This window comes from Sphingomonas sp. BAUL-RG-20F-R05-02 (assembly GCF_022662305.1).
Lineage (GTDB): Bacteria > Pseudomonadota > Alphaproteobacteria > Sphingomonadales > Sphingomonadaceae > Sphingomonas.
Map to the genome: position 1 here is coordinate 780,390 of NZ_JAKNQH010000001.1, position 24,825 is coordinate 805,214.

Below are 24,825 nucleotides of genomic sequence, written 5' to 3' on the forward strand. Positions count from 1 at the left end.
TCCGAACCGGCCCGCACCGTAGTTCAACTGTCGGGGAGTAATCGTGCGATCAGGAATAATAGGATTGGAGTGGCCGCACTTCAAGGTTTCGTGTCGCAAGCGCCACGATCGCGTTTGCCGCCTCGACGCTCGCCGAAGCGGTGGTGAAGTACGGGATCCGCTGCGTCAGTGCCGCAGCGCGGATCGGCTGCGAGTCCTTCAGGCTCTGCCAACCCTCGGTGGTGTTGAAGATCAGGTCCATCCCGCCGTCCTTGATGCGATCGACGATATGCGGCCGCCCCTGCGCTACCTTGTTGACGCGCTCCACCGCGACCCCGTTGCGCTCGAGGAAATCGGCGGTGCCGCCGGTCGCGACGACAGTGAAACCGTGCTCGGCCAACTGCCGCATCGCCGGCAGGATAACGACCTTGTCGCTATCCTTCACACTGACGAACAACGTGCCCGACTTGGGTAGCACGGTGCCCGCGCCGAGCTGCGCCTTGGCGAACGCGATCGCGAAATCCGGGTCGATTCCCATCACTTCGCCGGTCGACTTCATCTCCGGCGACAGCACAGGGTCGACGCCGGGGAAGCGCGCGAAGGGGAATACCGCTTCCTTCACCGCATAATAACTGATGTTCCGGTCAATCGCCGGCAGATCTGCCAGTTTTTCACCTGCCATTACCCGAGCCGCGAGCTTGGCGATCGGCGCGCCGATCGCCTTGGCAACGAAGGGAACGGTGCGGCTGGCGCGCGGATTGACCTCGATCAGATAGACGAGGCCGTCCTTGATCGCGAACTGAATGTTCATCAGCCCTACCACGGACAGCGCCTTGGCAAGCTCGCGCGTCTGGCGCTCGATCTCGGCGATGATCTCAGGCGAGAGGCTGTAGGGCGGGATCGAGCAGGCGCTGTCGCCCGAATGGACGCCGGCCTCCTCGATATGCTGCAATACACCCGCCACCACGACATCGGTGCCGTCGCTGATCGCATCGACATCGACCTCGATTGCATCGCGGAGATACTGGTCGATCAGCACCGGCGACGAGCCCGACACCTGCACCGCCGTCTGAATGTAATCGTCGAGCTGAACCAGCGAATCGACGATCTCCATCGCGCGGCCGCCGAGCACGTAGCTCGGCCGCATCAGAACCGGGTAACCGATCCGCTCCGCCACCGCGACCGCCTCGTCGCGGCTGCGTGCGATGCCGTTGAGCGGCTGGCGCAGGCCGAGCTTGTTGATCATCGCCGCAAACCGCTCGCGATCCTCGGCAAGGTCGATCGCATCGGGTGAGGTGCCAAGGATCGGGATACCCGCATCCTGCAATGCCTGCGCGAGGTTGAGCGGGGTCTGCCCACCGAACTGCACGATCACGCCGTGCAGCGTGCCGTTCGACATCTCGACGTGCAGGATCTCCAGCACGTCCTCGGCGGTGAGCGGCTCGAAATACAACCGGTCGGAGGTGTCGTAATCGGTCGACACGGTCTCCGGGTTGCAGTTGACCATAATCGTCTCATAGCCCGCATCCGCCAGCGCGAAGCAGGCGTGACAGCAGCAGTAGTCGAACTCGATGCCCTGCCCGATCCGGTTCGGACCGCCACCGAGAATGACGACCTTCTTACGGTCGGTCGGCATGCTCTCGCACTCCGGCTCGCCAAAGGTGGGCGCCTCGTAGGTCGAGTACATATACGGCGTCTTGGCGTCGAACTCGGCCGCGCAGGTGTCGATACGCTTGAAAACCGGCCGCACGCCCAGCTTGTGACGCGCCGCACGCACCTCCGCTTCGGTGACGCCGCCGGTCATCGCCTTCACCGCTTCGTGGATCAGCCCGCGGCCCTGCGCGATGCCGCGTTCGTTGCCACGCAGATTGGCCGACTTGAGCGCGAGATACGCGAGCCGCTTGTCGGAGAAGCCCATCGCCTTCAGCTTGCGCATCCCCGCCGCATCGCGCGGCAGGCCGTCGTGGCATACGCCTTCCTCGGCGCGGACGATCTCGGCGATCCGCTCCAGGAACCACGGATCATATTTGGCGATCGCATGCACCTCGGCGACGGTGAAGCCCTCGCGCAGCGCTTGCGCCGCCACCAGCAGCCGGTCAGGCGTCGCCTTGGCGAGCGCCGCCTCGATCTCGACACGCGGCGCGCCCGACAGCCGCTCGACCATGTTGAAGCCGGACAGACCGGTCTCCAGACCGCGCAACGCCTTCTGCAGCGATTCGTGGATGTTGCGGCCGATCGCCATCACCTCGCCGACCGACTTCATCGCGGTGCCGAGCACCTCCTCGGCGCCCTTGAACTTCTCGAAGGCGAAACGCGGGATCTTGGTAACGACGTAATCGATCGTCGGCTCGAAGCTCGCCGGGGTTGCACCGGTGATATCGTTGGTGATCTCGTCAAGCGTGTAGCCGACCGCAAGCTTGGCGGCGACCTTGGCAATCGGGAAGCCGGTTGCCTTCGATGCCAGCGCCGAGGACCGCGACACGCGCGGGTTCATCTCGATCACGATCAGCCGGCCGTCCTTGGGGTTGACTGCGAACTGAACGTTGGAACCACCTGTTTCCACACCGATTTCGCGCAGCACCGCGATCGATGCGTTGCGCATGATCTGGTATTCCTTGTCGGTCAGCGTCAGCGCCGGTGCGACCGTGATCGAATCGCCGGTGTGCACGCCCATCGGATCGATATTCTCGATCGCGCAGATGATGATGCAATTGTCGTGGCGGTCGCGCACGACCTCCATCTCATATTCCTTCCAACCGAGCAGCGACTCCTCGATCAGCACCTCGTTGGTCGGCGAAGCATCCAGCCCCGAGCGCACGATCGCGATGAACTCCTCGCGGTTGTACGCCACACCACCACCGGTGCCGCCAAGCGTGAAGCTCGGCCGGATGATCGACGGCAGCCCGGTCCGCTCCAGCGCGACCAACGCCTCCTCGACGGTATGCGCGATTGCCGAACGCGCGGATTCGAGGCCGATCTTGTCCATCGCATCGCGGAACTTGAGCCGATCCTCGGCCTTGTCGATTGCGGCGGCATCGGCACCGATCATCTGCACGCCGAACTTCGCGAGCGTGCCGTCGTTATACAGCGCCAGCGCGGTGTTGAGCGCGGTCTGCCCGCCCATCGTCGGCAGCACCGCGTCGGGCCGCTCCTTCTCGATGATCTTGGCGACGATCTCGGGCGTGATCGGCTCGACATAGGTCGCGTCAGCCAGCTCGGGATCGGTCATGATCGTCGCGGGGTTCGAATTGACCAGGACGATGCGGTAACCCTCCTCGCGCAGCGCCTTGATCGCCTGCACGCCCGAATAATCGAACTCGCAGGCCTGGCCGATCACGATCGGCCCAGCGCCGATGACGAGGATGGAGGAGATGTCGGTGCGTTTTGGCATCAGTCTTTTCCGGTCTCGGCGGTGCAACCCCAGCCGTCATATTCAACGTCGTAGGCGAGTTCGATCTGCAGGCATTTCACCGTCAGCGCGCGGATCGCGTCCGCTTCGGCGGTCTGCTCGCTGCCGAGGAACGTGGCGAGTTCGCCATCCTCGGTCTCCTCGCGCTCGATTAAACTGAAGCCGAGGCTCTCGGCGTCATCCTCCAGCCGTTCGAGCGCAGCCTCGTCACCACGAAAGCTCACGTCGACGAGGCGGACGATCCCGGCAACGTCGCCATTCTCGGCAAGGCTGGCGAGCACCTCCTTGTCAGCGGCCCATTCCGCCTCGACGCGGGCGGGATCGACGTCTGGAAGGGTCATGCCGTCAAACTCCCCACGAACTTCTCGAACAGATACAGGCTGTCTTGCGGACCCGGCGACGCCTCGGGGTGGTATTGTACCGAGAAGACCGGGCGGTCGGTCAGTTCCAGCCCGGCGTTCGATCCGTCGAACAGCGAGACGTGGGTCGCCTTGGCATTGGCCGGCAATGTCTCACTCAGCACCGAGAAACCGTGGTTCATCGAGGTGATTTCGACCACACCATCCGACAAGCGCTGCACGGGATGATTGGCGCCGCGATGGCCCTGGAACATCTTGCTGGTCTCCGCCCCGACCGCGAGCGCGAGCAGCTGGTGGCCGAGGCAGATGCCGAACAGCGGCTTGCCGGTTTCCAGCAGGTCGCGGATCACCGGCACTGCGTAAGCGCCGGTCGCGGCGGGATCGCCCGGGCCGTTCGACAGGAAGATGCCATCGGGGGCGAGCGCCATCACGTCGGCCGCAGTAGCGGTGGCGGGCACTACCGACACCTTCGCACCGGCCGCGACGAGGTTGCGGAAGATGTTATGCTTTGAGCCGTAATCGATCGCGACGACGTGCGGACGTGCGTCCTCGCCTGCGCTCTCGGCATAGCCGAAGCCGAGCCGCCATAGCCCGCCTTCCCAGCCGCCATGCGTTTCGCGCGTCACTTCGATGGCGAGGTCCATGCCCTCCAGCCCTGGCCAGCCCTGCGCCTGCGCGAGCAGCGCGGGAATGTCGAACACGCCGTCTGCGTCGTGCGCGATCACGCCGTTGGGTGCGCCACCTGCGCGGATGCGCTTGGTCAGCGCGCGCGTGTCGATGCCCGCGAGACCGATGCGATTGTGGCGACGCATCCAGTCGTCAAGCCGCTCGACGCTGCGAAAATTGGAGGGTTCGGTCACGTCCTCGCGCACGATCATGCCGAGCGCGTGCGGCTCGTCCGCCTCGATATCGTCGGGGTTGGCGCCGACATTGCCGATGTGCGGGAAGGTGAAGGTGATGATCTGACCCGCGAAGGAGGGATCGGTCATGATCTCCTGATACCCGGTCATCGCGGTGTGGAAACAGACCTCGCCGACCGCCGCGCCCTCGATACCGAAACCACGGCCCCACAGCACGTCACCGGATGCCAGAACCAATACGCCGGTGGCGCCTTCGGGCGCGGAAATGGGTTTGGCGTCGGCCATGATCGGCGGGCACTCCTCGTTTGGGTTGGCGATGTCGCTAAGGCGCGGCAGCTAGAACCAGCGGGGGGTAGCGTCAATCTGTTATCGGCGCGGCGGTTCGGCTAAGCGACGGGTTTGGATGCGCGGGCGACCATCCCGCCCCGCGCTCGACGACAAGGATACGCATATGATTCGCGACGACATCAAGGCCGCGCTCGTCACCGCCATGAAGGCCGGCGAAAAGGCCGACACCGCCACGCTGCGCCTCGTGCAATCGGCGATCAAGAACCGCGACATCGAGGCGCGCACCGGCAAGGCGCCCGACGATGACGACACGCTGGTGGTCGAAGTGCTCCAGAAGATGGTCAAGCAGCGGCGCGAATCGATCGAGATGTTCGAAAAAGGTGGCCGTCAGGAACTCGCCGATGCCGAGGCGGCCGAGATCGCGGTGATCGAACGCTTCCTGCCGCAGCAGATGAGCGAAGCCGAGACGACTGCGGCGATCGAGGCGATCAAGACCGAACTCGGCGCTAGCGGAATGAAGGACATGGGCCGCGTGATGGCCGAACTGAAAGCGCGCCACGCCCAGACGCTCGACATGAGCAAGGCGAGCGGGCTGGTGAAGGCGGCGCTTTCGTAAACGGTTGCAAATCGGGCGGTGCGTGGGATATTGCGTGGTATCATAGAGCGTGAGTTTATCCCCCGCCTTCCTGGACGAACTGCGTTCCCGCACGACGCTGTCGACGCTGATCGGGCGCACGACCAAGCTGCAAAAGGCTGGTCGAGAGTATCGCGCATGCTGCCCGTTTCATAACGAGAAGAGCCCGAGCTTCTACGTCAACGACGACAAGGGCTTCTATCATTGCTTCGGCTGTTCCGCGCACGGCGACGCGATCCGGTGGCTGACCGAACAGCGCGGGCTACCGTTCATGGATGCGGTGAAAGAACTCGCACAGGCGGCGGGCATGGAACTCCCCGCGATGGACGCCCGCTCGGCCGAACGTGCCGAGGTCGCCAAGGGGCTCCATGAAGCGTGCGCGGATGCATCGGCATGGTTCACCGAACAGCTCCACGGCCTCGGCGGGGCGGACGCGCGCGCCGTGCTGGAAAAGCGCGGCATCCGCGCGGAGACGGCGCGGGATTTCGGCCTCGGGTTCGCGCCGGATTCGCGGGGCAAGCTGAAGACCGCGCTGAAGGATTATGGCGACTCCATGCTCGTCGAGGCCGGCTTGCTGATCTCGGTCGAGAACAAGGATCCGTACGACCGCTTCCGCGGGCGGCTGATGATCCCGATCCGCGACCAGCGCGGCCGCGCGATCGCGTTCGGCGGCCGCATCATCGGTGATGGTGAGCCCAAGTACCTCAACTCGCCCGAGACGCCGTTGTTCGACAAGGGCCGCACGCTCTACAACCTCGACAAGGCCGCCCCGGCTGCGCGGAAGGCCAACCGCGTGCTGGTGGTCGAAGGCTATATGGACGTGATCGCGCTGGCGCAGGCGGGATTTGGCGAGGCGGTCGCCCCGCTCGGCACCGCGCTGACCGAGGCGCAGCTCGAGCGGCTGTGGCGGATGCACGACGTGCCGATCCTGTGCTTCGATGGCGACGGCGCCGGGCGAAAGGCGGCGATCCGCGCCGCGCACCGTGCCTTGCCGATGCTCACCCCCGGCCGCAGCCTCGCCTTCGTCACGCTGCCACAGGGACAAGACCCGGACGATCTCGTGCGGGCCAAGGGACCGGGCGCGTTTGAGGCGTTGCTGCGAGATACGCAGCCGCTGGTCGATCGGCTGTGGGCGCACGAGGTCGCCGCCGAGCCGACCACCACGCCCGAACAGAAGGCGGGCCTAAAGGCGCGCTTTACCGAGCTGGCCAACAGCATCGCGGATAACGACGTAAAGCACGAATATCTCGCCGATTTCCGCCGCCGCTTCAATGAAATGTTCCGCCCGCAACGTACGCCGTTCGTGCCGCGCGCGCCCGGTCCTGCCGGCAATCGTGGCGGCGGCGGTCGTCGCGGCGGGCAGCCGTGGAAGCCGCCGATTGGCCCGGTGGTCGAACAGACCAAAGGGGTGCGCGCCGCCGGGATCGATCCGATTCTCGCCAAGGCGGTGCTCGCCGGACTGATCCGCCATCCGGCCGAAATCGCGCGGCACATGGAGGTGCTGGGCTCGCTCAGGCTGGTCGATGGTGCGCTTGGTCGGCTGTTCGAGGCGGTAGTCGACCTCGCGATCGAGGATCAGACGCTTGATAGCGACCGTCTCGTCACCATATTGGCTAAATCCGGTTTCGACACGATCGCATCCGATCTTCTGGCGCCTTCCGGATTCAATTACTCGTTCAACCAGCGCGATGCAGATCCGGTGGCAGCGCGGGAGGATTTGGATGAAGCGATCGCGATTTTGGTGACGCGGCCGGAAATCGACAAGGCTTTGGCCGCCGTGAACCACGATGAAGTCAGCCGATCCGACGAAGCATTTGCACGTCAGGTCGCATTGATTAGAGAACAGCAGGCGCTCAACGCTCGCCTTGCAAATCTTTTGCAAGCGAAGGAAGACGCCAGAATGATTAGAGCCGAGGGCAATTGATGGCTAAGACCGACATGGCGGACGTTTCCGACACCAACGAGGGTGGCGACGCGCCGTTGATCGACCTCAACGATGCTTCGATCAAGAAGCTTGTCGCCCGTGCGAAGAAGCGCGGCTACATCACCTACGAGCAGCTCAACGAGGCGCTGCCGCAGGATCAGATGTCGTCCGATCAGCTTGAGGATGTGATGTCCGCGCTGAACGAGATGGGCATCAACATCGTCGAGAATGACGAGCAGGGCGAAGACGGCGAAACGGAGGATCAGCCCGAGGACGAGGCCGAACCGGCGGATGCCGCCGAGGAAAGCGCGCCCAATATCGACGTCAAGAAGAAGGAGGTCGTCGACCGCACCGACGACCCCGTCCGCATGTACCTGCGCGAGATGGGTGCGGTCGAGCTGCTTAGCCGCGAGGGCGAGATCGCCATCGCCAAGCGGATCGAGGCGGGTCGCGACACGATGATCCTGGGGCTGTGCGAAAGCCCGATCACCTTCAACGCGATCATCGATTGGTCGACCGCACTCAACGAAGGCACGATGCAGCTTCGCGAGATCCTCGATCTCGACGCGATGCTCTCCAAGGATCCCGCGCCCGAGAGCCTGACCGAGGACGGTGAAGAGGCCGACGGCGAGATCAGCGAGAAGACCGCCGGCCCTTCGTTCAAGGAAGAGGAAGAGCCCGAGGAGGCTTCCGCCGACGAGGACGAGGATTCGATGACCGAGCGGCGCACCCCGCGCCCGTCGGACGACGAGGAGGAGGACAATACCCTCAGCCTTGCGCAGATGGAGGAGCAGCTCAAGCCGATCGCGCTCGAGCGGTTCGCCAACATCACGGCGATCTACAAGAAATTTTCTAAGATGCAGCAGCAGCGTCTCGACCAGATGAGCGCGGGCGGCGAACTGTCGGCGGCGGATGAGCGCAAGTACCAGAAGCTGCGCGAGGAACTCACCGCCGAGGTCGAGAGCGTCCAGTTCCACAACGCCAAGATCGAATATCTCGTCGATCAGCTCTACGCCTTCAACCGCCGCCTCACCGCGCTCGGTGGGCAGATGCTGCGTCTGGCCGAGCGTCACAAGGTCAGCCGCAAGGACTTCCTTGATCGCTACATTGGTCACGAACTCGACGAGGCGTTTCCGTCGAGCGCGGCCAAGGTCGACAAGAAGTGGGCCGCCTTCGTCGCCAACGAAAGCGACGCCGCCGACCGTATCCGCAACGAGATTTCGGAAATCTCGCAACAAACCGGCATGGCGCTTGGCGAGTTCCGCCGTATCGTCAACATGGTCCAGAAGGGTGAGCGCGAAGCGCGCATCGCCAAGAAGGAGATGGTCGAGGCAAACCTGCGGCTCGTCATCTCGATCGCCAAGAAGTACACCAACCGTGGGCTGCAATTCCTGGATCTGATCCAGGAGGGTAACATCGGCCTGATGAAGGCGGTCGACAAGTTCGAGTATCGCCGCGGCTACAAGTTCTCGACCTATGCGACGTGGTGGATCCGTCAGGCGATCACCCGCTCGATCGCGGATCAGGCGCGGACGATCCGCATTCCGGTCCACATGATCGAGACGATCAACAAGCTGGTGCGCACCAGCCGCCAGTTCCTCCACGAGCAGGGCCGCGAGCCTACGCCCGAGGAAATGGCCGAGCGTCTGTCGATGCCGCTCGAAAAGGTCCGCAAGGTGATGAAGATCGCCAAGGAGCCGATCTCTCTCGAAACGCCGATCGGCGACGAGGAGGATTCGCATCTGGGTGACTTCATCGAGGACAAGAACGCGATCATCCCGGTCGATGCCGCGATCCAGGCCAATCTCAAGGAAACCGTCACCCGCGTGCTGGCGTCGCTCACCCCGCGTGAGGAGCGCGTGCTGCGGATGCGCTTCGGCATCGGCATGAACACCGATCACACGCTGGAGGAAGTCGGCCAGCAGTTCTCGGTCACGCGCGAGCGCATCCGCCAGATCGAGGCGAAGGCGCTGCGCAAGCTCAAGCACCCGAGCCGCAGCCGCAAGATGCGCTCGTTCCTCGACCAGTAATCAAGCTGACGAACAGTGGAAGGCCGCGCCGGGCAACTGGCGCGGCCTTCGCGTATCCTGACGGCAAATCATGAAATTGCCGTGACTTGCTCCGTTCCGGCGCGGAGTCATCGTAAACTACCGCCGATCCCGTAAGCCGTCGCTATGCTCGATCCGGTTCCACCTCCCCGTCAAATCGTTACGTCTTCCGATCTCGTCCGTCACTTCGGCTATTGGCAGGACCGCGCCGCGCGAACGCCGGTCTATATCCTTCACCGTGGTCGCCCCCGACTGGTGCTCACCTCGGTTGAAATCATGGATGCGCTGTGCGCGCCGCATTTCTCCGGCCAAGGCTGCGGTCCCGATCTTGCGGCCGTGCTGGAACGGGTCGAGGATCGGGTGCTTATCGCCAACGACCGCCAACAGATCATCGCCGCCAGCGATACCGCTCGCCGCGATTTCGGTGATCTCGCGGAGATCGGCCGTGCGCTGGTGCGGATCGTACCGGAATACGTTCAGACGCAACTCGCCGCCGGGATCGATCGCGTTTCCCGAACAGGCGTCGCTGTCTCGCTCGATCTGCCGTCACGTGCGCCGTTGATCGAGAGCATGACCTTGCTGATCGATGCCTGGCCCGGCGGTGTGATGCTCGTCGCGCGCGATGCCGCTGGCGATGCCGAAATGGCCGAACGTGCGGCACTGGATGAAGCGATTACGGCCAGTGACGCAATAGCTCCAGTCCGGATCGATTTGCGCGGGCGGCTCGAAAGCGGATCATCCTCTCTGGCCGCATGGTGCAACCTTCGCACCGACGCACTCGCGGCGGTGCCGTTCGCCAGCCTATTCGACGGGTCATCCCAAGGCGCTATTCGCGACGCCATAGATCGCGTGATCCGCACCGGACAAGCGTTACAGATCAATGCCTTACTGCTCGCCAATCTGACGGTGCCGGCGGCCGTGAGGATCGGCTTTGCCGCACGCCGAACCGGCGCCAGCGTTTCCGGCATCGCCGCCGTTCTGATTACACGAGTAGGTTGAGACAGGCTTAAACCGCTTTAAACCACGTCTTTACGTGCTTCGTATAAACCCGACGGGCAAACCGTGCGGCAGGCGGCCATTACGGTCCGGACAGGGGCAGACATCAATGGCGTTACAAGCCGCATCAACGAACCGCGCCGAGGGCGTGTGGCAAGTACTCGCCGCCCTGGCAGCGACAGATGGCAGCGCCGCGCACCCGCTGGTCGCGACGCTCGTCACGCCTGCCGCCGCCAAACGAGATCTGGCGGACGCGATTCACGCGATCTGCACGATTCATGGTCGCTATCTGTTCGATCAGGTTGCACTGCCCGACGATGACACTGCCGCCGAGTGGTTCGCCGCCGTCACGCAGGCTTTCACCGCCGAACGCACGTATCTCGCGCACCTGACGGCGGCCGCCGGGCCGCTGCCCTCCACGCCAGGTCAGGCCGAGGCCGACGCGGCGTTCGCCAATCAGCGCCACGCCTTCGATATGCTCGCCCGCTCCAGCCGCAAGGGCTGCGCGATCGGCGCCGCGCTCGCGCTGATCCTCGACTGGCGCGCAATTCGCGGCGTGCTCGACGCCGCAGCAGAGCGCTTCGGTGTGATGGTACCCCCCCGCGAGTTGCCCGACATGGACGGCATCGCCGCGCTCGCCGCGACGCTCGGCGATACGCCTGCGACACAGCGCGCGATCGCATTTGGCGCAGAGCAGGTGTTTGCCCAACATCGCGGTTTGTGGAGCCTGCTTGAAGCGCGGGCGAGCGCGCGCGATCACGCCTGACCGGATCAATTTCGTCTCCAGTTGCTCTGCCTGCTAGATCCGGTCGCACATCCGGCGTTTACGAGCGCCGATAGACTACACCGGTGCGACGCAGCACCGTATCAGGTGCCGGACGAGGCAATTGCAACGCCGACCTGCGGGGGCGGCCGGATCGATGGTTCGGCGCAGCTAGTGTCACAGGCAGCCTTTTGTCCCGCGCTCGGTGCGGACGGATCATCCAGTCGAAGGCGCAATGACGGGTCAAGCTGGCCGCTGATTGTTCGCTTGTTCAGCGGCTTCTGCTGGCGATGCGGCATGTCGACCTTCAGTACATCCATGCGCATGTGATCCTAGTCTTGGTCGGACCGTACGACCTTACAGAGTAGCTTACGCCGGTAGCGACGATCATGAACCTGACCGATGTACTCGGCGCTCTTGTCGATCGGAACGACAGTCAACAAGCGCCAAGCGCCGGACGGTTAGAGTTTGCTTCGGTTTGGTAACCTGCTTTTAAACCAGCTTCGCTTACCCGGCGGTTGGGGGGTGCCTTGTAAGGTGCCTGTATGCGATGTGTATTTCGCCTGTTGGCTTGCTCAGCCGCGCTTTTGGCGGGGTCCCCGCTTTGTGCGGGTTCTCTTCTCGATTATGTCGGGGAGTGCGTGCCGTTCGCGCGCGCAGCCTCGGGCATCCAGATCTACGGCGATGCCTGGACGTGGTGGTCCAAAGCCGCCGGCCACTATCAACGCGGCGACGTCCCCCGGGTCGGTTCGGTCATCGTGTTCTCAAAGACGTCGCGACTGCCGATGGGGCATGTCGCGGTCATCAGCCGGATCGTCGATCCGCGTGTGGTGATGGTGACCCACGCCAACTGGTCGCGCCAGAATGGCAGACGCGGCCACGCCGAACAGGACGTGACGCTGACCGACGTTTCCGCCGACAACACGTGGCGAGAGGTGAAGGTGTGGTACCGCGACATGGACGGACTCGGCAGCACCACCTATCCGGTTTCGGGCTTCATCTATGGCAGCGCGGTCGATGGGGCGCGACGCGCTCATGTTGCGCCTGAACTGACCGGCCGCGACCCGGACTATGTCGGGGCGTTGCTGGACGTATATCGCTAGGATCCGGTCGCTTTAGTGGCGGCGCGAACTGCCGGCCCCCGCCCCCCGCATCCATCAGTGCTGGATGCAAAACGGTGCGGGGACGCTGCGCCCACGCTACCGTACACCTCGCTCAAAGCTTCTCCGTACCGTAATCAGCCACGAATCGCGACGAGCTTCGCCTCGAACATCTGCGCCAGTTCAAGGCGGCGTTTGCGTGCTTCCTCGGTTACGGCAGTACGTGCCGCGACATTCTCCTGCATGGCACGCCGTGCATAATAATGAACATTCGACTCCATAGGTGCAGACCCGCCCTTGCCACCAAGTGTTCCAAGATGCTCACGCTACTGCGCGCGTTATGACCAAGATCATAAGCTTTTGTGACAAAATGGCGCTGCGGCGCGGCGGGTGGCGCAATTAACCTGAATAAAGGTGGAAGGCTGCGCTTTCCAGCGCCCAGGCGGCTTCATCCGGCGCGGTGAGCGCGTCGAGATCGCCGGGTAGAGCACCCGATTCGTCCACCCACTCTCGCAGCGCAGGACCGCCGTTGATGACGTCAATCGGCAGTTTCCCGAACGCATATTCGTAGGGGAAGTCGCGCCAAAGCGGATAGTCGGGCGCGATGGCGCGAATCGCCTTGAACGCAAGCGCCTGCAATCGCCACGGCCTGAAAGCGGCGTGATCGTAGAACCGCCGCTCGGCATGGATGTGCACGCCGTTACACAATTCGCCGACGTGCTTGTGGAAGGTCGGCTGAAACCAGATGTCGCGCAGCGCGCAGCCGGCGAGCCACTCCGGCGCGAGCCGGTGCATCCCGGCAATCACCGCCTTGGCATCGAGATCGGGCGCTCCGAACAGTTCGAGTGGCCGCGTCGTGCCGCGTCCTTCCGACAGCGTCGTCCCCTCCAGCATCACCGTGCCGGGGTATGCGCGCGCCATGTTGAGGTTGGGCGCGTTCGGGCTGGGGTTGATCCACACCCGGTCCACAGGCCAGCCGAAGCCCGGCGCGGCGTCCGGCGCCCAGCCATCCATCGCAATCACACGGTAGTCGACGTCGAGACCCAGCGTCTTGATGAACCAGCCACCCAGTTCCCCCATCGTCAGGCCATGTCGCATCGGCATCGCGCCCGCACCGACGAAGCTCTCCCAACCCGCGCGCAGCGTCAGTCCCTCGATCGGGCGGCCGGCGGGATTGGGCCGATCGAGTACCCAGACCGTCTTGCCGTGTTCGGCCGCAGCCTCCAACACGTAGCGCAGCGTGGTAATGAAGGTGTAGATCCGCGTGCCAAGGTCCTGAAGATCGACCAGCATGACATCGAAGGTCTGCATCGATTCCGCACTTGGCCTGCGCACTTCGCCATACAGGCTGAACACCGGCATGCCGTATGTGGGATCGGTGAAGTCCGGAGACTCCATCATATTATCCTGAAGGTCGCCGCGCACGCCATGTTGCGGCCCGAACACCGCCGATATGTTCAGCCCGCACGCGACCAGCGCGTCGAGCGAATGCGTCAAATCCGCCGTCACCGAAGCGGGGTGCGCAAGCAGCGCGACGCGTTTGCCCTCCAGAGGCTTGCGCAGAACTGGATCGGCGAGGAGGCGATCGATTCCGAAGTTCACTGCAATATCACTCCCGTCCGTGCCTCCCGGTGACGGCCGAAATCCCATTGCACGCCGCCCGCGACCATGGGCTAGCCTTCGCCGGGCAAGGATGATGGGTCAAGCATTGTCGGGCATCCGCCAACCGAAATGCCCGCAGGCCGCAGCAACTCCGCACCACACCGACGGAGCGAAAACCTGTTTGGCGGGTTCAGCCCGCAACAAGGAAGGAAACACGATGTTACGCTCTGTCCTGATGGGTCTGGTCGCCGGCTCGCGCGCGATGACGCCGCTTGCTGCTGTGGCGAACGCCGCACGCACCGGCAAGCTGCCGAAGGACAGCGCCGCTCCCGAATTTCTGGCGAGCCCGTTGATCTCCGCCGGCACGATGGCACTCGCGGCGTACGAACTTGCCGGCGACAAGCAGGCGAGTGCGCCGGATCGCGTGATCACCCCCGCCGTGGTGGTTCGCACCGTCAACGCCGCGCTGGCGGGGGCGGCGGTAGCGCCCCGCGACAAGCGCTGGCTCGGCGCGGCGCTAGCCGGTGGCACCGCGGCGGCCGCCGCTTATGTGAGCTGGCGGCTGCGGATGCGCGCGATGCAGGGCGGCGGCGGACAGGCCATCACCGGCTTTATCGAGGACGCGGTGATCGTTCCGCTCGCGGTGGCAGCGGCAACGCGCTAGGCGGGCGCTGGCAGCGCGGCGACGAACCCCTCGGCGTTGTGGAAATCCGGTGGCCCGTCGCCATGCGCGAGCGCCCAGTAGGATTTGGTGCCGTCGGCCTCCTCGATCACCGCGCTGAGGCCGGCCATACTCGCGACCGACAGTGGCGGAGCAATTCGCGCGATGACGATCAGCGCATCGCCGTCGTCGCTCACCATGATGCGCGGCGCTACATCAAGCGGCATCTTCGCCATGCCGGTGCGGTAATCGGTGAAACGATATGCCGCCCACGCGCTGGATGGGGAAAAATTGAACTCGAGATAACCAGACGTGCAGGTCTTCACGAACAGTTCGAGGCAGGTGCTACGCCACAGGCCATCCGCGCGGGCGGGCATGACGGCTGCCGGCACGACGAGTCGATCGGTCGGGCACCCGATGACGTAGGCGAGATCCAAGCCATATTCGCTCTGCCTGATGGACGCGTGGACGTACTCGACCGCGCCGGACGGCGTGTCGGGGTGTGGTACCAGAGCCCACTCCTCCTTTGCCGCCGCAGGGCACGGTCCCGCAACGGCATCGCTCATCGCTGTGCGACTCCGTGGCACTGCTCAGCCCTGTCCTGATGCTCCCGCTCTTTCCCGATCTGCTGCCAACGCTTCATCTGAAACTCCTGCTCGCGTGCCAGAGCGAGATCACCAAGTTCCTCGTATCAGACGAGCAGGTTGCAGGCATAGCATTTGCGAAAGCCATCAGCCGCACCAGTGCGATTGCCCTAACCGCGCCGAGCAGGGTAGTTGTGCGATGCGAAGAGCGCTTCCGATGCGTGTACGCGCCAAGATGTACCGTAAGCCTGCCGATCCACGGCGACGGTTTCGTACCTGATCCCTGGCCTTCACCGGCAGAGGACGAACACTCTGTAACCGACGTGCACTATTCGCCGGACGCGGAGTCCAGCTACGGCGTCTTATGCGATCAGGCGACAGGCCCGTGCGACCCGCGATCTACGGATGCCGCAGAGACGCAAGCACTCACCCCCCGGCCCACCGCAATTCCACGACACTGGCAAATCCTCCCCCGATCCCCTACATGGCGCGCTCCCATGGCAACGATCCTCCCCTCCCCGCCGCGTGTCGGCATGGTTTCGCTTGGCTGTCCCAAGAACCTGGTCGACAGCGAGCGTATCCTCACCAAGCTGCGCAGCGACGGCTATCAGATGTCGCCCGATTATGCGGGCGCGGACGTGGTGCTGGTCAACACCTGCGGCTTTCTCGATTCCGCCAAGGAAGAGTCGCTGGAAGCCATCGGCGAGGCCATCGCCGAGAACGGCCGCGTCATCGTTACCGGCTGCATGGGCAAGGAAGCTGAGACGATCCGCGCGCGCTTCCCGAACGTCCTCGCCGTCACCGGCGCGCATCAGTATGAGGAAGTGGTCGGCGCGGTCCACGAAGCGGCGCCGATGCCGCCGAGCGCGTTCCTCAATCTGGTGCCGGACAGCGGGCTGAAGCTCACCCCGCGCCATTACAGCTATTTGAAGATCAGCGAGGGCTGTAACCACCGCTGCTCGTTCTGCATCATCCCGGCGCTGCGTGGCGATCTCGTCAGTCGTCGCCCCGACGCGATCCTGCGCGAGGCGGAGAAGCTGATCGCGGCGGGCACGCGTGAACTGCTCGTCATCAGCCAGGATACTTCGGCATACGGCGTCGATATCCGCCACCAGCCGCGTGACTGGAAGGGCAATGAAGTCCGCGCGCACATGACAGACCTGTCGCGCGAACTTGGGCGTCTGGGCGCATGGGTGCGGCTGCATTACGTCTACCCCTACCCCCACGTCGATCAGGTCATCCCGCTGATGGCGGAGGGGCTGATCCTCCCGTACCTCGACATTCCGTTCCAGCATGCCAGCCGCAACGTCCTCAAGCTGATGAAGCGCCCCGCCAACGAAACCAAGGTGCTCGAGCGCATCAAGCACTGGCGCACGATCGCCCCCGATATCGCGATCCGCTCGACCTTCGTGGTCGGCTTCCCCGGTGAGACCGAGGATGATTTTGCCTATCTGATGGACTGGCTGGAGGAGGCGCGGCTCGACCGGGTCGGCGCGTTCCGTTTCGAACCGGTCGAGGGTGCCGTCGCCAACGCGCTGCCCAACCACGTGCCGGAGGAGATCAAGGAGGAGCGCTACGCCCGCCTGATGGAACTCACCGCGCGCATCTCGGCGGAGAAGTTGCAGGCCAAGATCGGCCGCACGCTCGACGTCATCATCGACGAGGTGGGTGAGGAAGGCGCGACCGGCCGCTCGCAGGCCGACGCACCCGAGATCGACGGCGAGGTGTTCCTGCGCGACGCCGCCCACCTCGCCGCCGGCGATATCGTGCGGGTCGAGATTGAGGATGCCGACGAACACGATCTGTACGGGGTTCCCCTCCCCGCGTGACGACCCCGGCCGAAGCGCTCAAGGACTGGACACCGCAACGCTATGCGGCGGTCCGCGCGGGCGTCCGCACCGGTGATCTGCTGATCTGCTCAGGCAATCAGGCGTTCTCGCGCGTGATCCAGTGGGCGACCCGCAGCCCGTGGAGCCACATCGCCATGATCGTCCGCCTCGACGAGATCGACCGCGTGTTCGTGATGGAGGCCGTTCAGAAGATCGGTGTGCGCGTCGTGCCGCTGAGCCGTTGGATCACCGATTTCCAGCCGCACGACAAACCCTTCAACGGCAAGGTCGTCGTCGCCCGTCACGATGTGGTGGCGGGGGCGAGCGCGGAGCAGTTTCGCAGGATGAGCGGCTTCGCCACCGATCAGCTCGGCTGTCCGTTCGACGCCGGCCAACTCGTCAGGATCGCGCTGCGGATCGGCCTGGGCCTATTCGGTGTGCGACTGCCGCGCATGATCCAGCCCAACAAAGAATATTTCTGTTCGGAATATCTCGACGAATGTTACCAACAGCTCGGCGTCAAGATACCGTGGGACGGCCGCGGCTTTATCGCGCCGTCCAACTTCGCGCGCGCTCCGCAAGTGCAGGCGGTGATGCGGGTGTCACGTTTTCCCTTCCGCGAAGGGCCGTTAGAGGATGACGAATGAAGATTAGCCTGCCGTTAGCCACCGCTTTGCTGGCGTTAGCCACACCGGTTTACGCGCAAAATCTGACGCCAAGCGAAGCGGCAAAGGTCGATGCGATCGTCACGCAGAGCCTCGCCCGCACTGGCGTCCCCTCCGCCTCGATCGCGATCGTGCGTGGCGGCAATACGGTTTTCGCAAAAGCTTACGGCAAGCAATCCGAGACGATACCGCAAGCGCGTGCGGACCTGAAATATCCGATCGCCTCGATCTCCAAACAATTCACCGCTGCCGCTATGCTGTTGCTGGAGGACGAGGGCAAGCTCAGCCTCGACGATCACGTTTCGAAGTACGTGCCCGGTGTCAGCGACGGCGATGTCATCACCATTCGGCAACTGCTCAGCCATACCTCCGGTCTACAGGATTACTGGCCGCAGGATTACAGCTTCGCCGCAATGCGTAATCCCGTTACCCCGCAGCAAATCCTCGACCGCTGGGCGAAGAAGCCGCTCGACTTTACCCCCGGCACCAAGTGGCAATATTCCAACACCGGCTATGTCGTCGCCGGCCTGATTGTCGAAAAAGTCGCCGGGATGCCGCTGCTCGACTTCCTGAAGCTGCATGTATTCACGCCGCTCGGCATGGATCCGGTCGATCAGGACAAGGCCAACGGTCCAGGGTATCCACAGGGTTATCAACGCTTCGCGCTCGGCCCGGTGCGGCCAGAGCGACCCGCCGCGCCCGGCTGGTTGTTCGCCGCCGGCGAACTGGCGATGTCGGCGAGCGACCTTGCCAAATGGGACATCGCGCGCATGAACCGCACGCTGCTCCCGGCGGAGGACTGGATTACGCAGGAAACCCCGGTGAAGCTGGCCGACGGCACCACCAACGGCTACGGCCTCGGTGTTTCCGCGCATGAGCAGGCCGGCCACGCCTATATCGAACATAGCGGTGAGGCGGTCGGCTTCCTGTCCGAAAACACCGTCTTCCCGGACGACAAGGCGGCCGTGGTGGTGCTGGTCAACGCTGATTTCAGCGGCGCATTCACCGATATCGCGGGCAAGATCGCGGACGTAATCCTGCCGCCTTCGCAAGCCCAGCGCGCCGAAGTCGCCAACACTGCAAAGGCGCTCCGCCTTTACGAGATGCTGCGCATGGGGACGCTCGACCGCAACACCATGACGGACGATTCGAACTATTACTTCACCCCCACCGCGCTTGCCGATTACAAGGCGACGCTCGGCCCGCTTGGCGAGCCGAAGAGCTTCGAACTCGCGCAACCGCCCAAGCTGCGCGGCGGCTTCGTCAACCGGAACTATCGCGCGGTGTTCGCCGATCGCACGCTTAACATCGCGACCTATGCCGAACCCGGCGACACCGGGCGCTACGAACAATTTTTGGTGATGCCGAGCCAATGACCTACGATCCCGCCCTTCTGCTCCAGCCCGATCGCGGGCAGAGCGCGCGCACCATCCACGTGATCGCCAGGCAAGGCCTCGACGATTGGCGATCCGCGCAGCCGCCCCGGGTTCGCGCAGCGCTCGATGCTGCCCGGATCGACGGCAAACCTGGCGCCAGCCTGATTCTCCCGGGAGAGGACGCCGAAGACTGGTCGGTGCTGCTGTGCGTCAGCAAGGTACCGCTCGGCACGTGGGATCTGGCGAACCTTGCGGAGACACTGCCCGATGGCAGCTACCGGGTTGATGGTGCGGGTGTGGGCGCGGCGCTGCTTGGCTGGGCGCTCGCCCAGCACGTTTTCACCCGCTACAAGCCGGCGGATCGCGTACCCGGCCGCATATTGTTGACGACGGAGCCCGCGCGGATAGCGGAAGCGGTGGCGCTCGCCCGCGCGACGGCCAGTGTGCGCGATCTCGTCAACACCGCCGCCGCCGATCTCGGTCCCGCCGAACTGGAAGCCGAAACCAGGACGCTGGCCGACACGCACGGCGCCACGCTCGCCATCACCAAAGGAAGTGCGCTCGCCAGCGGTTATCCGATGATCCACACTGTCGGTCAGGCTGCTGCACAGGGTCGCGAACCGCGGCTGATCGAACTCGAATGGGGCAACCCGGCGCATCCGCGCATCGCCGTTATCGGCAAAGGCGTATGCTTCGATTCGGGCGGGCTTGACATCAAGCCCTCCTCCGGCATGCGGCTGATGAAGAAGGACATGGGCGGCGCGGGCCATGCGCTCGCGCTCGCTCGCCTCATCATGGACGCGCATCTGCCGGTGCGCCTGCATCTGCTGATCCCGGCGGTCGAAAACAGCATCGCCGGCAACGCCTTCCGCCCGGGCGACGTCCTCGCCACACGCAAGGGCATCACGGTGGAAAACACCAACACCGATGCGGAAGGCCGCCTGATCCTCGGCGACGCGCTCACCCGCGCGGGCGAAAATACGCCCGAACTGATCCTGGATTTCGCGACGCTCACCGGCGCGGCACGCGTAGCGCTTGGCCCTGATCTGCCCGCCACGTTCGTCAACGACGATGCGCTCGCCGAGGCGCTGCTCGCCGCCGGCACCGCCAGCGAAGACCCGCTGTGGCGCATGCCGCTGTGGGACGGTTATGACGAGATGCTGAGTTCCGACATCGCCGACATGGTCAACGCCCCCGATGGCGGCTTTGCAGGTGCGGTGACCGCCGCCTTGTTCCTTCGCCGCTTCGTGCCGGAGGGCACCGCCTGGGCCCATCTCGACACATTCGCGTGGCGACCCTCTCGCAAAGCCGGTCGCCCAAAAGGTGGCGAGGCGCTGGGTTTACGCGCAGCATGGGGGATGCTCCGCACCCGGTACGGCACGTGAGCGCGCGCTAGGTCAGCGCGGCTGCGGCTTCGATGATGGGCACGAACTTGGCCGCGGTCAGGCTCGCTCCGCCGACCAGAGCACCGTCTACGTCAGGCCCACCGAGTAGCTCGGTGGCATTTTCGGCTGTGACCGAGCCGCCGTACAGCACCCGCATCGACGCTGCATCGGCGCCGAGCAGTTCGGTCAGCATCGCGCGGATCGCGCCATGCATGGCGGAGATTTGCTCCAGCGTCGGGGTATGGCCACTGCCGATCGCCCAGATCGGCTCATAAGCGACGGAGAGCCAGCCCGAGGCCGCGCCCCACGGCATCGATGCGCGTACCTGCCCGGTCACCGTCGCCACCGCTTTGCCTGCGTTCCGCTGATCCGACGTTTCACCGACACACAGGATCGCGGCGAGTCCATGGCGCAGCAACGCCTCCGCCTTGGCTTTGACATCGGCGTCGGTCTCACCGCACCCGGCCCGCCGCTCGCTGTGCCCGACGATCGCGAAGCTGGCCCCCGCCTCGCGGACCATCGGCGCTGAAATGGAGCCCGTGAACGCACCGTGGTCGACCGCGTGAACGTCTTCCGCGCCGATCGCCAGCCTTGGTGCGCGGGCGTGCGCCGGCCCGATCAGGGTCGCCGGCACGCCGATGCCGACGTCCACCGCAGGGTTCGCGACCGCCGCCGCAGCGATGGCGTCGATTTCGGCGAGCGCGGCAAGATCGCCGTTCATCTTCCAGTTGCCGGCGACCAATTTCCTCCGCGCCATCGCGAGCGTTCCCTTTTTCGATGTTTGTTGCAGTGCGATAACGTGCTTGGTGAGCGGCACAAGCTTGAAGCGGCACGCCTCCGCCCGTAAAGCAGCCGCCGAGTTCGCCTTCAATAGATCGGCCCATCGCCCTTATGCTCAGTTTCTTTCGTCGCCTGACCCACTCCAAGGTTGGCGTCGTCATCACCATCGGCGGGCTGATCGTGCTCGCGCTGATGTTCCTGCTCAGCGACGTGACCGGCGTGATGGGCGGTGCGGTCAGCAGCGCCAACTCGGGCGATTCGCTCGCCAGCGTCGGTGGCCAGAAGATCAGCGCGAATGACGTGCGCTCCCGCGCGCAACGCGAGCTTGAAGCGTATCGCCAGCAGAACCCGAACGTCGACATGGCGCAATATGTCACCGGCGGCGGCGTCGACGGTGTGTTCAATCGCCTTGTCGACACGATCTCGCTGGAAGTGTTCGGGCATAAGCAGGGCATGGTCATCAGCAATCGGCTGGTCGACGGGCGGATCGCCAGCATCCCGCAGTTGCAGGGGCCGGACGGAAAGTTCAGCCAGGACGCCTACGACCGCGCGCTGAGACAATCGCATCAGACCGATGCCGCTCTGCGCGCCGATATGAAGCAGGGCATGATGGCGCAGTTGCTCGTCACGCCGCTGCAAGCCGAAAATACGCCCGTGCCGAAGTCGATCGCGCAGATCTATGCCGGGTTGCTGCTAGAGAAGCGGCACGCACAGATCGCAGTGATCCCGAGTGCCGCGCTTGCCACCGGCCCCGCACCGAGCGATGCCGACCTTGCTGCATATTACAAGGCCAATGCGGCCCGCTATTCGGTGCCCGAGCGGCGTACGATCCGCTACGCCAATGTCTCCGCCAAGACGCTGACCGATCCAGTCACGGTCAGCGATGCCGAAATCGCCAAGGCCTATCAGGCGCAGATCGCGAACTTCCGTGCGGTGCAGCGCCGTACCGTCACGCGCGTTATCGTCGGCGATGCCGCCGCTGCGAACGCGCTGGCCGCGAAGGTCAAGTCGGGCACGCCGATCGACGCCGCCGCGCGTGCCGCCGGGCTCGAACCCGCGACGCTGAAGGCGGCGGAAAAGAGCGCGATCGCCGCCCAGACCTCCGACGCGTTCGCCGATGCCGTCTTCGCCGCCGCCAAGGGCGCGGTGGTCGGACCGGTCAAGGGCACGCTCGGCTATGTGGTCGGCCGCGTCGACAGCTTCGACGATCGCGGCGAGGTATCGCTCGCCGCCGCGACGCAGCAACTGCGCGAGCAACTCACCACGCAGAAGAAGAACGATCAGCTTCGCAAGATCCATGACGCGCTCGATGATGCGATCTCGAACCATGCCACATTCGATCAGCTCGTCACGCGGCAAAAGCTGACGGCGGAAACCTCCCCTCCCGTGGTGGCGAGCGGCGCCGATCCAGCGCATCCCGATGCGAAGGTACCGCCGGCGGCCAAGGCGATCGTCGACGCCGGGTTCGCCAGCCAGCCGGGCGACGCACCGCAGTTGGTGCCGATCGACGCCGACACTTTCGCCGTCGTGTCGACCGCCAAGGTGTTCCCCGCCGCGCCGCCGCCACTTGCCGCCATTCACGACGCGGTCGCGCACGATCTGACGATGGAACGTGCCGCCAAGGCTGCGGGTGATGTCGCGCGCAAGGTGGTGGCGCAGGCTAACGCCGGCACGCCGCTCGCCAAGGCGGTGGCCGCCACCGGGCTGAAGCTGCCGCCGATCCAGCCGCTCGACAAGTCGCGTGCGGAACTAGCCGCTGCGCAGGGTGGCGTTCCGGCGCCGCTCGCGCTGATGTTCGGCATGGCGGCGCACTCGGCCAAGGTGATCGCGGCGCCCGGCAACAACGGCTGGTTCGTGATCTGGCTCGATCGGATCGACCGGGGCAACGCCGCCAATCGCCCCGACATCATCGCCGCGACCCAGTCGGACGTCGGCAAGGCGGTCGGCGGCGAGTATGTGCAGCAATTCGTCAAAGCGGTGCGCGGCACGGTCAAGGCGAAGGTCGACGCCGCCGGTCTCGCCAAACTCAAGGCAGCAATGCTCGGGCAGGAGACGACCGATCAGCCCTGATCGCGATGACGGCACGGCAGCGGCGATCGCGGCGCTTGGCGCCGGGCGGCCTGCCCTGCTGTGGCGGCGCCAGATCGCCGATACAGAAACTCCGGTCGCCGCCGCGCTGAAGTTGATCGAGCCGGGCCGGGGCGACTTCCTGCTCGAATCGGTGGAGGGTGGCGAGACACGCGGGCGGCACAGCCTGATCGGCCTCGCACCCGATCTGGTGTTCCGCGCACGCGGACAAGCGGCGGAGATCAATCCCCACTGGCTGACCGATCGGGAGGCGTTCGCCCCCGCCGAGAAGACGACGCTCGCGGCATTGCGTGATCTCGTCGCGTCGTGCCGGATGGATGTGCCTGCGGAACTGCCCCGCGCACTTGCCTGTCTGGTCGGCTACTTCGGGTACGAAACCGTTGGTCTGGTCGAGACGCTGCCGCGCCCGACAGCCGATCCGCTTGGCCTGCCCGACATGATCTTCGTGCGTCCGACCGTGATCCTGATCTTCGACCGGCTGGCCGACGCGCTGTTCGTGGTCGCGCCGGTCTGGCCCGACCCGACGCGCGACGCGCACGCGATCGTCGTCGAGGCAGCGGAGCGGATCGACGCGACCGCCGCGCGGCTCGCCACCACCACCCTGCCCGCGCCGGTGCGGGCGAACGATCTGCCCGACCTCGCGCTCACGCCGACATTGCCAGCAGGCCGCTACACGGAGATGGTCGAGCGGGCGCGCGAGTACATCGTCGCCGGTGACATCTTCCAGGTCGTACTGGCGCAGCGCTTCACCGCGCCGTTCCCGTTGCCGCCGTTCGAGCTGTATCGCTCGCTTCGTCGGATCAACCCGTCACCCTTTCTCTACCATCTCGATCTGCCGGGCTTTGCGCTGATCGGTTCGTCGCCGGAGATCCTCGTCCGCGTGCGCGATGGGGAGATCACGATACGCCCGATCGCCGGCACCCGCCCACGCGGCAAGACTGCGGCCGAGGACGAGGCCAATCGCACCAGCCTGCTCGCCGATGCCAAGGAGCGTGCCGAGCATCTTATGCTGCTCGATCTTGGCCGCAACGACGTCGGCCGGGTCGCAAAGGCGGGTAGCGTCCAGGTGACCGCAAGCTACACGACCGAGTTCTACAGCCACGTCATGCACATCGTCTCGAACGTGGTGGGCGAACTGGCTCCCGAGTCCGATGCGCTCGACGCGCTGTTCGCGGGCTTTCCTGCGGGTACCGTCAGCGGCGCTCCAAAGGTGCGTGCGTGCGAGATCATCGCCGAACTCGAAGGCACGGTGCGCGGCGCTTATGCCGGCGGCGTCGGCTATTTCTCACCGGACGGGTCGATGGATTCGTGCATCGTGCTGCGTACCGCCATCGTCAAGGATGGCGTGATGCATGTCCAAGCCGGAGCCGGCATCGTCGCCGACTCGGTGCCTGCTTACGAACAGCGCGAGTGCGAGGCGAAGGCGGGTGCCCTGCTTGCCGCCGCACGGGAGGCGATCGCACGCGCGGGCGAGGCGGACTTCGGACAGTAGCGC

General features: G+C 64.9%; 20 protein-coding genes. 13 read left to right on the plus strand and 7 right to left on the minus strand.

Going from position 1 to position 24,825, the window contains the following annotated elements:
- Positions 1–49 precede the first annotated feature (49 nt).
- From carB to carA, 3 genes are read right to left on the minus strand one after another with little or no spacing between them, the layout of a single operon-like run.
- A complete protein-coding gene (gene carB / locus L8F97_RS03710) occupies positions 50–3,370 on the minus strand; it encodes a carbamoyl-phosphate synthase large subunit (protein WP_242146624.1) in 3,321 nt (1,106 codons plus the stop codon).
- On the minus strand, positions 3,370–3,729 hold the full coding sequence (locus L8F97_RS03715; RefSeq protein WP_242146625.1) for a ribonuclease E inhibitor RraB: 360 nt from the start codon (positions 3,727–3,729) through the stop codon (positions 3,370–3,372). Before L8F97_RS03715 ends, carB begins: the two co-directional genes overlap by 1 nt.
- Positions 3,726–4,892 (minus strand): glutamine-hydrolyzing carbamoyl-phosphate synthase small subunit, encoded by a 1,167-nt coding sequence (gene carA / locus L8F97_RS03720; RefSeq protein WP_242146626.1) that lies wholly within the window; start codon positions 4,890–4,892, stop codon positions 3,726–3,728. The genes L8F97_RS03715 and carA overlap by 4 nt, the downstream gene beginning before the upstream one ends.
- Positions 4,893–5,058: 166 nt before the next feature.
- Here carA and L8F97_RS03725 point away from each other — a divergent pair, with 166 nt between their 5' ends.
- From L8F97_RS03725 to L8F97_RS03750, 6 genes are all read left to right on the plus strand, one after another.
- Positions 5,059–5,511, plus strand: coding sequence for a GatB/YqeY domain-containing protein (locus tag L8F97_RS03725; RefSeq protein WP_242146627.1), 453 nt, complete (start codon positions 5,059–5,061; stop codon positions 5,509–5,511).
- Between the two features lie 49 nt (positions 5,512–5,560).
- Positions 5,561–7,453, plus strand: a complete 1,893-nt coding sequence (gene dnaG, locus L8F97_RS03730; RefSeq protein ID WP_242146628.1) for a DNA primase — start codon at positions 5,561–5,563, stop codon at positions 7,451–7,453.
- The gene (gene rpoD / locus L8F97_RS03735; protein ID WP_242146629.1) at positions 7,453–9,483 is read left to right on the plus strand and encodes an RNA polymerase sigma factor RpoD; all 2,031 of its coding nucleotides are present in this window, start codon (positions 7,453–7,455) and stop codon (positions 9,481–9,483) included. Before dnaG ends, rpoD begins: the two co-directional genes overlap by 1 nt.
- Before the next feature lie 144 nt (positions 9,484–9,627).
- On the plus strand, positions 9,628–10,500 hold the full coding sequence (locus L8F97_RS03740) for a hypothetical protein (protein WP_242146630.1): 873 nt from the start codon (positions 9,628–9,630) through the stop codon (positions 10,498–10,500).
- Between the two features lie 106 nt (positions 10,501–10,606).
- Positions 10,607–11,263, plus strand: a complete 657-nt coding sequence (locus L8F97_RS03745; RefSeq protein WP_242146631.1) for a DUF6975 family protein — start codon at positions 10,607–10,609, stop codon at positions 11,261–11,263.
- Between the two features lie 542 nt (positions 11,264–11,805).
- Positions 11,806–12,363 (plus strand): CHAP domain-containing protein, encoded by a 558-nt coding sequence (locus L8F97_RS03750; protein ID WP_242146632.1) that lies wholly within the window; start codon positions 11,806–11,808, stop codon positions 12,361–12,363.
- Positions 12,364–12,497: 134 nt separating this feature from the next.
- Here the strand turns inward: L8F97_RS03750 and L8F97_RS03755 are convergent, their stop codons facing one another.
- Both L8F97_RS03755 and L8F97_RS03760 read right to left on the minus strand, forming a co-directional pair.
- Positions 12,498–12,641 carry a hypothetical protein gene (locus L8F97_RS03755; RefSeq protein ID WP_242146633.1) on the minus strand — a complete coding sequence of 48 codons (144 nt, stop codon included), beginning with the start codon at positions 12,639–12,641 and terminating at the stop codon, positions 12,498–12,500.
- Between the two features lie 118 nt (positions 12,642–12,759).
- The gene (locus L8F97_RS03760; RefSeq protein WP_242146634.1) at positions 12,760–13,962 is read right to left on the minus strand and encodes an exo-beta-N-acetylmuramidase NamZ domain-containing protein; all 1,203 of its coding nucleotides are present in this window, start codon (positions 13,960–13,962) and stop codon (positions 12,760–12,762) included.
- Positions 13,963–14,179: 217 nt separating this feature from the next.
- Between L8F97_RS03760 and L8F97_RS03765 the strand changes: the two genes are divergently transcribed.
- A complete protein-coding gene (locus L8F97_RS03765) occupies positions 14,180–14,626 on the plus strand; it encodes a DUF4126 family protein (RefSeq protein ID WP_242146635.1) in 447 nt (148 codons plus the stop codon).
- Here L8F97_RS03765 and L8F97_RS03770 read toward each other — a convergent pair.
- Positions 14,623–15,189, minus strand: coding sequence for a DOMON-like domain-containing protein (locus L8F97_RS03770; RefSeq protein ID WP_242146636.1), 567 nt, complete (start codon positions 15,187–15,189; stop codon positions 14,623–14,625). The two genes, L8F97_RS03765 and L8F97_RS03770, sit on opposite strands and share 4 nt — an antisense overlap.
- 515 nt (positions 15,190–15,704) lie before the next feature.
- Between L8F97_RS03770 and rimO the strand changes: the two genes are divergently transcribed.
- The 4 genes from rimO to L8F97_RS03790 are packed head-to-tail and all read left to right on the plus strand — an operon-like array spanning position 15,705 to position 20,462.
- Entirely contained in the window at positions 15,705–17,036 is a 1,332-nt protein-coding gene (gene rimO / locus L8F97_RS03775; RefSeq protein ID WP_242146637.1) for a 30S ribosomal protein S12 methylthiotransferase RimO, read from the plus strand.
- Positions 17,033–17,683 carry a YiiX/YebB-like N1pC/P60 family cysteine hydrolase gene (locus L8F97_RS03780; protein ID WP_242146638.1) on the plus strand — a complete coding sequence of 217 codons (651 nt, stop codon included), beginning with the start codon at positions 17,033–17,035 and terminating at the stop codon, positions 17,681–17,683. The genes rimO and L8F97_RS03780 overlap by 4 nt, the downstream gene beginning before the upstream one ends.
- Positions 17,680–19,077: a serine hydrolase domain-containing protein gene (locus L8F97_RS03785; RefSeq protein WP_242146639.1), complete on the plus strand. Its 1,398-nt coding sequence runs from the start codon at positions 17,680–17,682 to the stop codon at positions 19,075–19,077. Before L8F97_RS03780 ends, L8F97_RS03785 begins: the two co-directional genes overlap by 4 nt.
- On the plus strand, positions 19,074–20,462 hold the full coding sequence (locus L8F97_RS03790) for a leucyl aminopeptidase family protein (protein WP_242146640.1): 1,389 nt from the start codon (positions 19,074–19,076) through the stop codon (positions 20,460–20,462). Before L8F97_RS03785 ends, L8F97_RS03790 begins: the two co-directional genes overlap by 4 nt.
- 7 nt (positions 20,463–20,469) lie before the next feature.
- Here the strand turns inward: L8F97_RS03790 and tpiA are convergent, their stop codons facing one another.
- Positions 20,470–21,219 carry a triose-phosphate isomerase gene (tpiA, locus tag L8F97_RS03795; RefSeq protein ID WP_242146641.1) on the minus strand — a complete coding sequence of 250 codons (750 nt, stop codon included), beginning with the start codon at positions 21,217–21,219 and terminating at the stop codon, positions 20,470–20,472.
- A gap of 134 nt (positions 21,220–21,353) precedes the next feature.
- Here tpiA and L8F97_RS03800 point away from each other — a divergent pair, with 134 nt between their 5' ends.
- Entirely contained in the window at positions 21,354–23,312 is a 1,959-nt protein-coding gene (locus L8F97_RS03800; RefSeq protein WP_242146642.1) for a peptidylprolyl isomerase, read from the plus strand.
- Complete coding sequence (gene trpE / locus L8F97_RS03805) at positions 23,302–24,822, plus strand: anthranilate synthase component I (protein WP_242147154.1); 1,521 nt, start codon at positions 23,302–23,304, stop codon at positions 24,820–24,822. The genes L8F97_RS03800 and trpE overlap by 11 nt, the downstream gene beginning before the upstream one ends.
- The last annotated feature ends 3 nt before the right edge of the window (positions 24,823–24,825 follow it).

What these genes read in the sequence shown, in the direction of transcription:
- carB (WP_242146624.1), bottom strand. Translation starts at nt 3,370, where the DNA reads ATGCCAAAACGCACCGACATCTCCTCCATCCTCGTCATCGGCGCTGGG.
- L8F97_RS03715 (WP_242146625.1), bottom strand. Translation starts at nt 3,729, where the DNA reads ATGACCCTTCCAGACGTCGATCCCGCCCGCGTCGAGGCGGAATGGGCC.
- carA (WP_242146626.1), bottom strand. Translation starts at nt 4,892, where the DNA reads ATGGCCGACGCCAAACCCATTTCCGCGCCCGAAGGCGCCACCGGCGTA.
- L8F97_RS03725 (WP_242146627.1), top strand. Translation starts at nt 5,059, where the DNA reads ATGATTCGCGACGACATCAAGGCCGCGCTCGTCACCGCCATGAAGGCC.
- rpoD (WP_242146629.1), top strand. Translation starts at nt 7,453, where the DNA reads ATGGCTAAGACCGACATGGCGGACGTTTCCGACACCAACGAGGGTGGC.
- L8F97_RS03740 (WP_242146630.1), top strand. Translation starts at nt 9,628, where the DNA reads ATGCTCGATCCGGTTCCACCTCCCCGTCAAATCGTTACGTCTTCCGAT.
- L8F97_RS03745 (WP_242146631.1), top strand. Translation starts at nt 10,607, where the DNA reads ATGGCGTTACAAGCCGCATCAACGAACCGCGCCGAGGGCGTGTGGCAA.
- L8F97_RS03750 (WP_242146632.1), top strand. Translation starts at nt 11,806, where the DNA reads ATGCGATGTGTATTTCGCCTGTTGGCTTGCTCAGCCGCGCTTTTGGCG.
- L8F97_RS03755 (WP_242146633.1), bottom strand. Translation starts at nt 12,641, where the DNA reads ATGGAGTCGAATGTTCATTATTATGCACGGCGTGCCATGCAGGAGAAT.
- L8F97_RS03765 (WP_242146635.1), top strand. Translation starts at nt 14,180, where the DNA reads ATGTTACGCTCTGTCCTGATGGGTCTGGTCGCCGGCTCGCGCGCGATG.
- L8F97_RS03770 (WP_242146636.1), bottom strand. Translation starts at nt 15,189, where the DNA reads ATGAGCGATGCCGTTGCGGGACCGTGCCCTGCGGCGGCAAAGGAGGAG.
- rimO (WP_242146637.1), top strand. Translation starts at nt 15,705, where the DNA reads ATGGCAACGATCCTCCCCTCCCCGCCGCGTGTCGGCATGGTTTCGCTT.
- L8F97_RS03785 (WP_242146639.1), top strand. Translation starts at nt 17,680, where the DNA reads ATGAAGATTAGCCTGCCGTTAGCCACCGCTTTGCTGGCGTTAGCCACA.
- L8F97_RS03790 (WP_242146640.1), top strand. Translation starts at nt 19,074, where the DNA reads ATGACCTACGATCCCGCCCTTCTGCTCCAGCCCGATCGCGGGCAGAGC.
- tpiA (WP_242146641.1), bottom strand. Translation starts at nt 21,219, where the DNA reads ATGGCGCGGAGGAAATTGGTCGCCGGCAACTGGAAGATGAACGGCGAT.
- L8F97_RS03800 (WP_242146642.1), top strand. Translation starts at nt 21,354, where the DNA reads ATGCTCAGTTTCTTTCGTCGCCTGACCCACTCCAAGGTTGGCGTCGTC.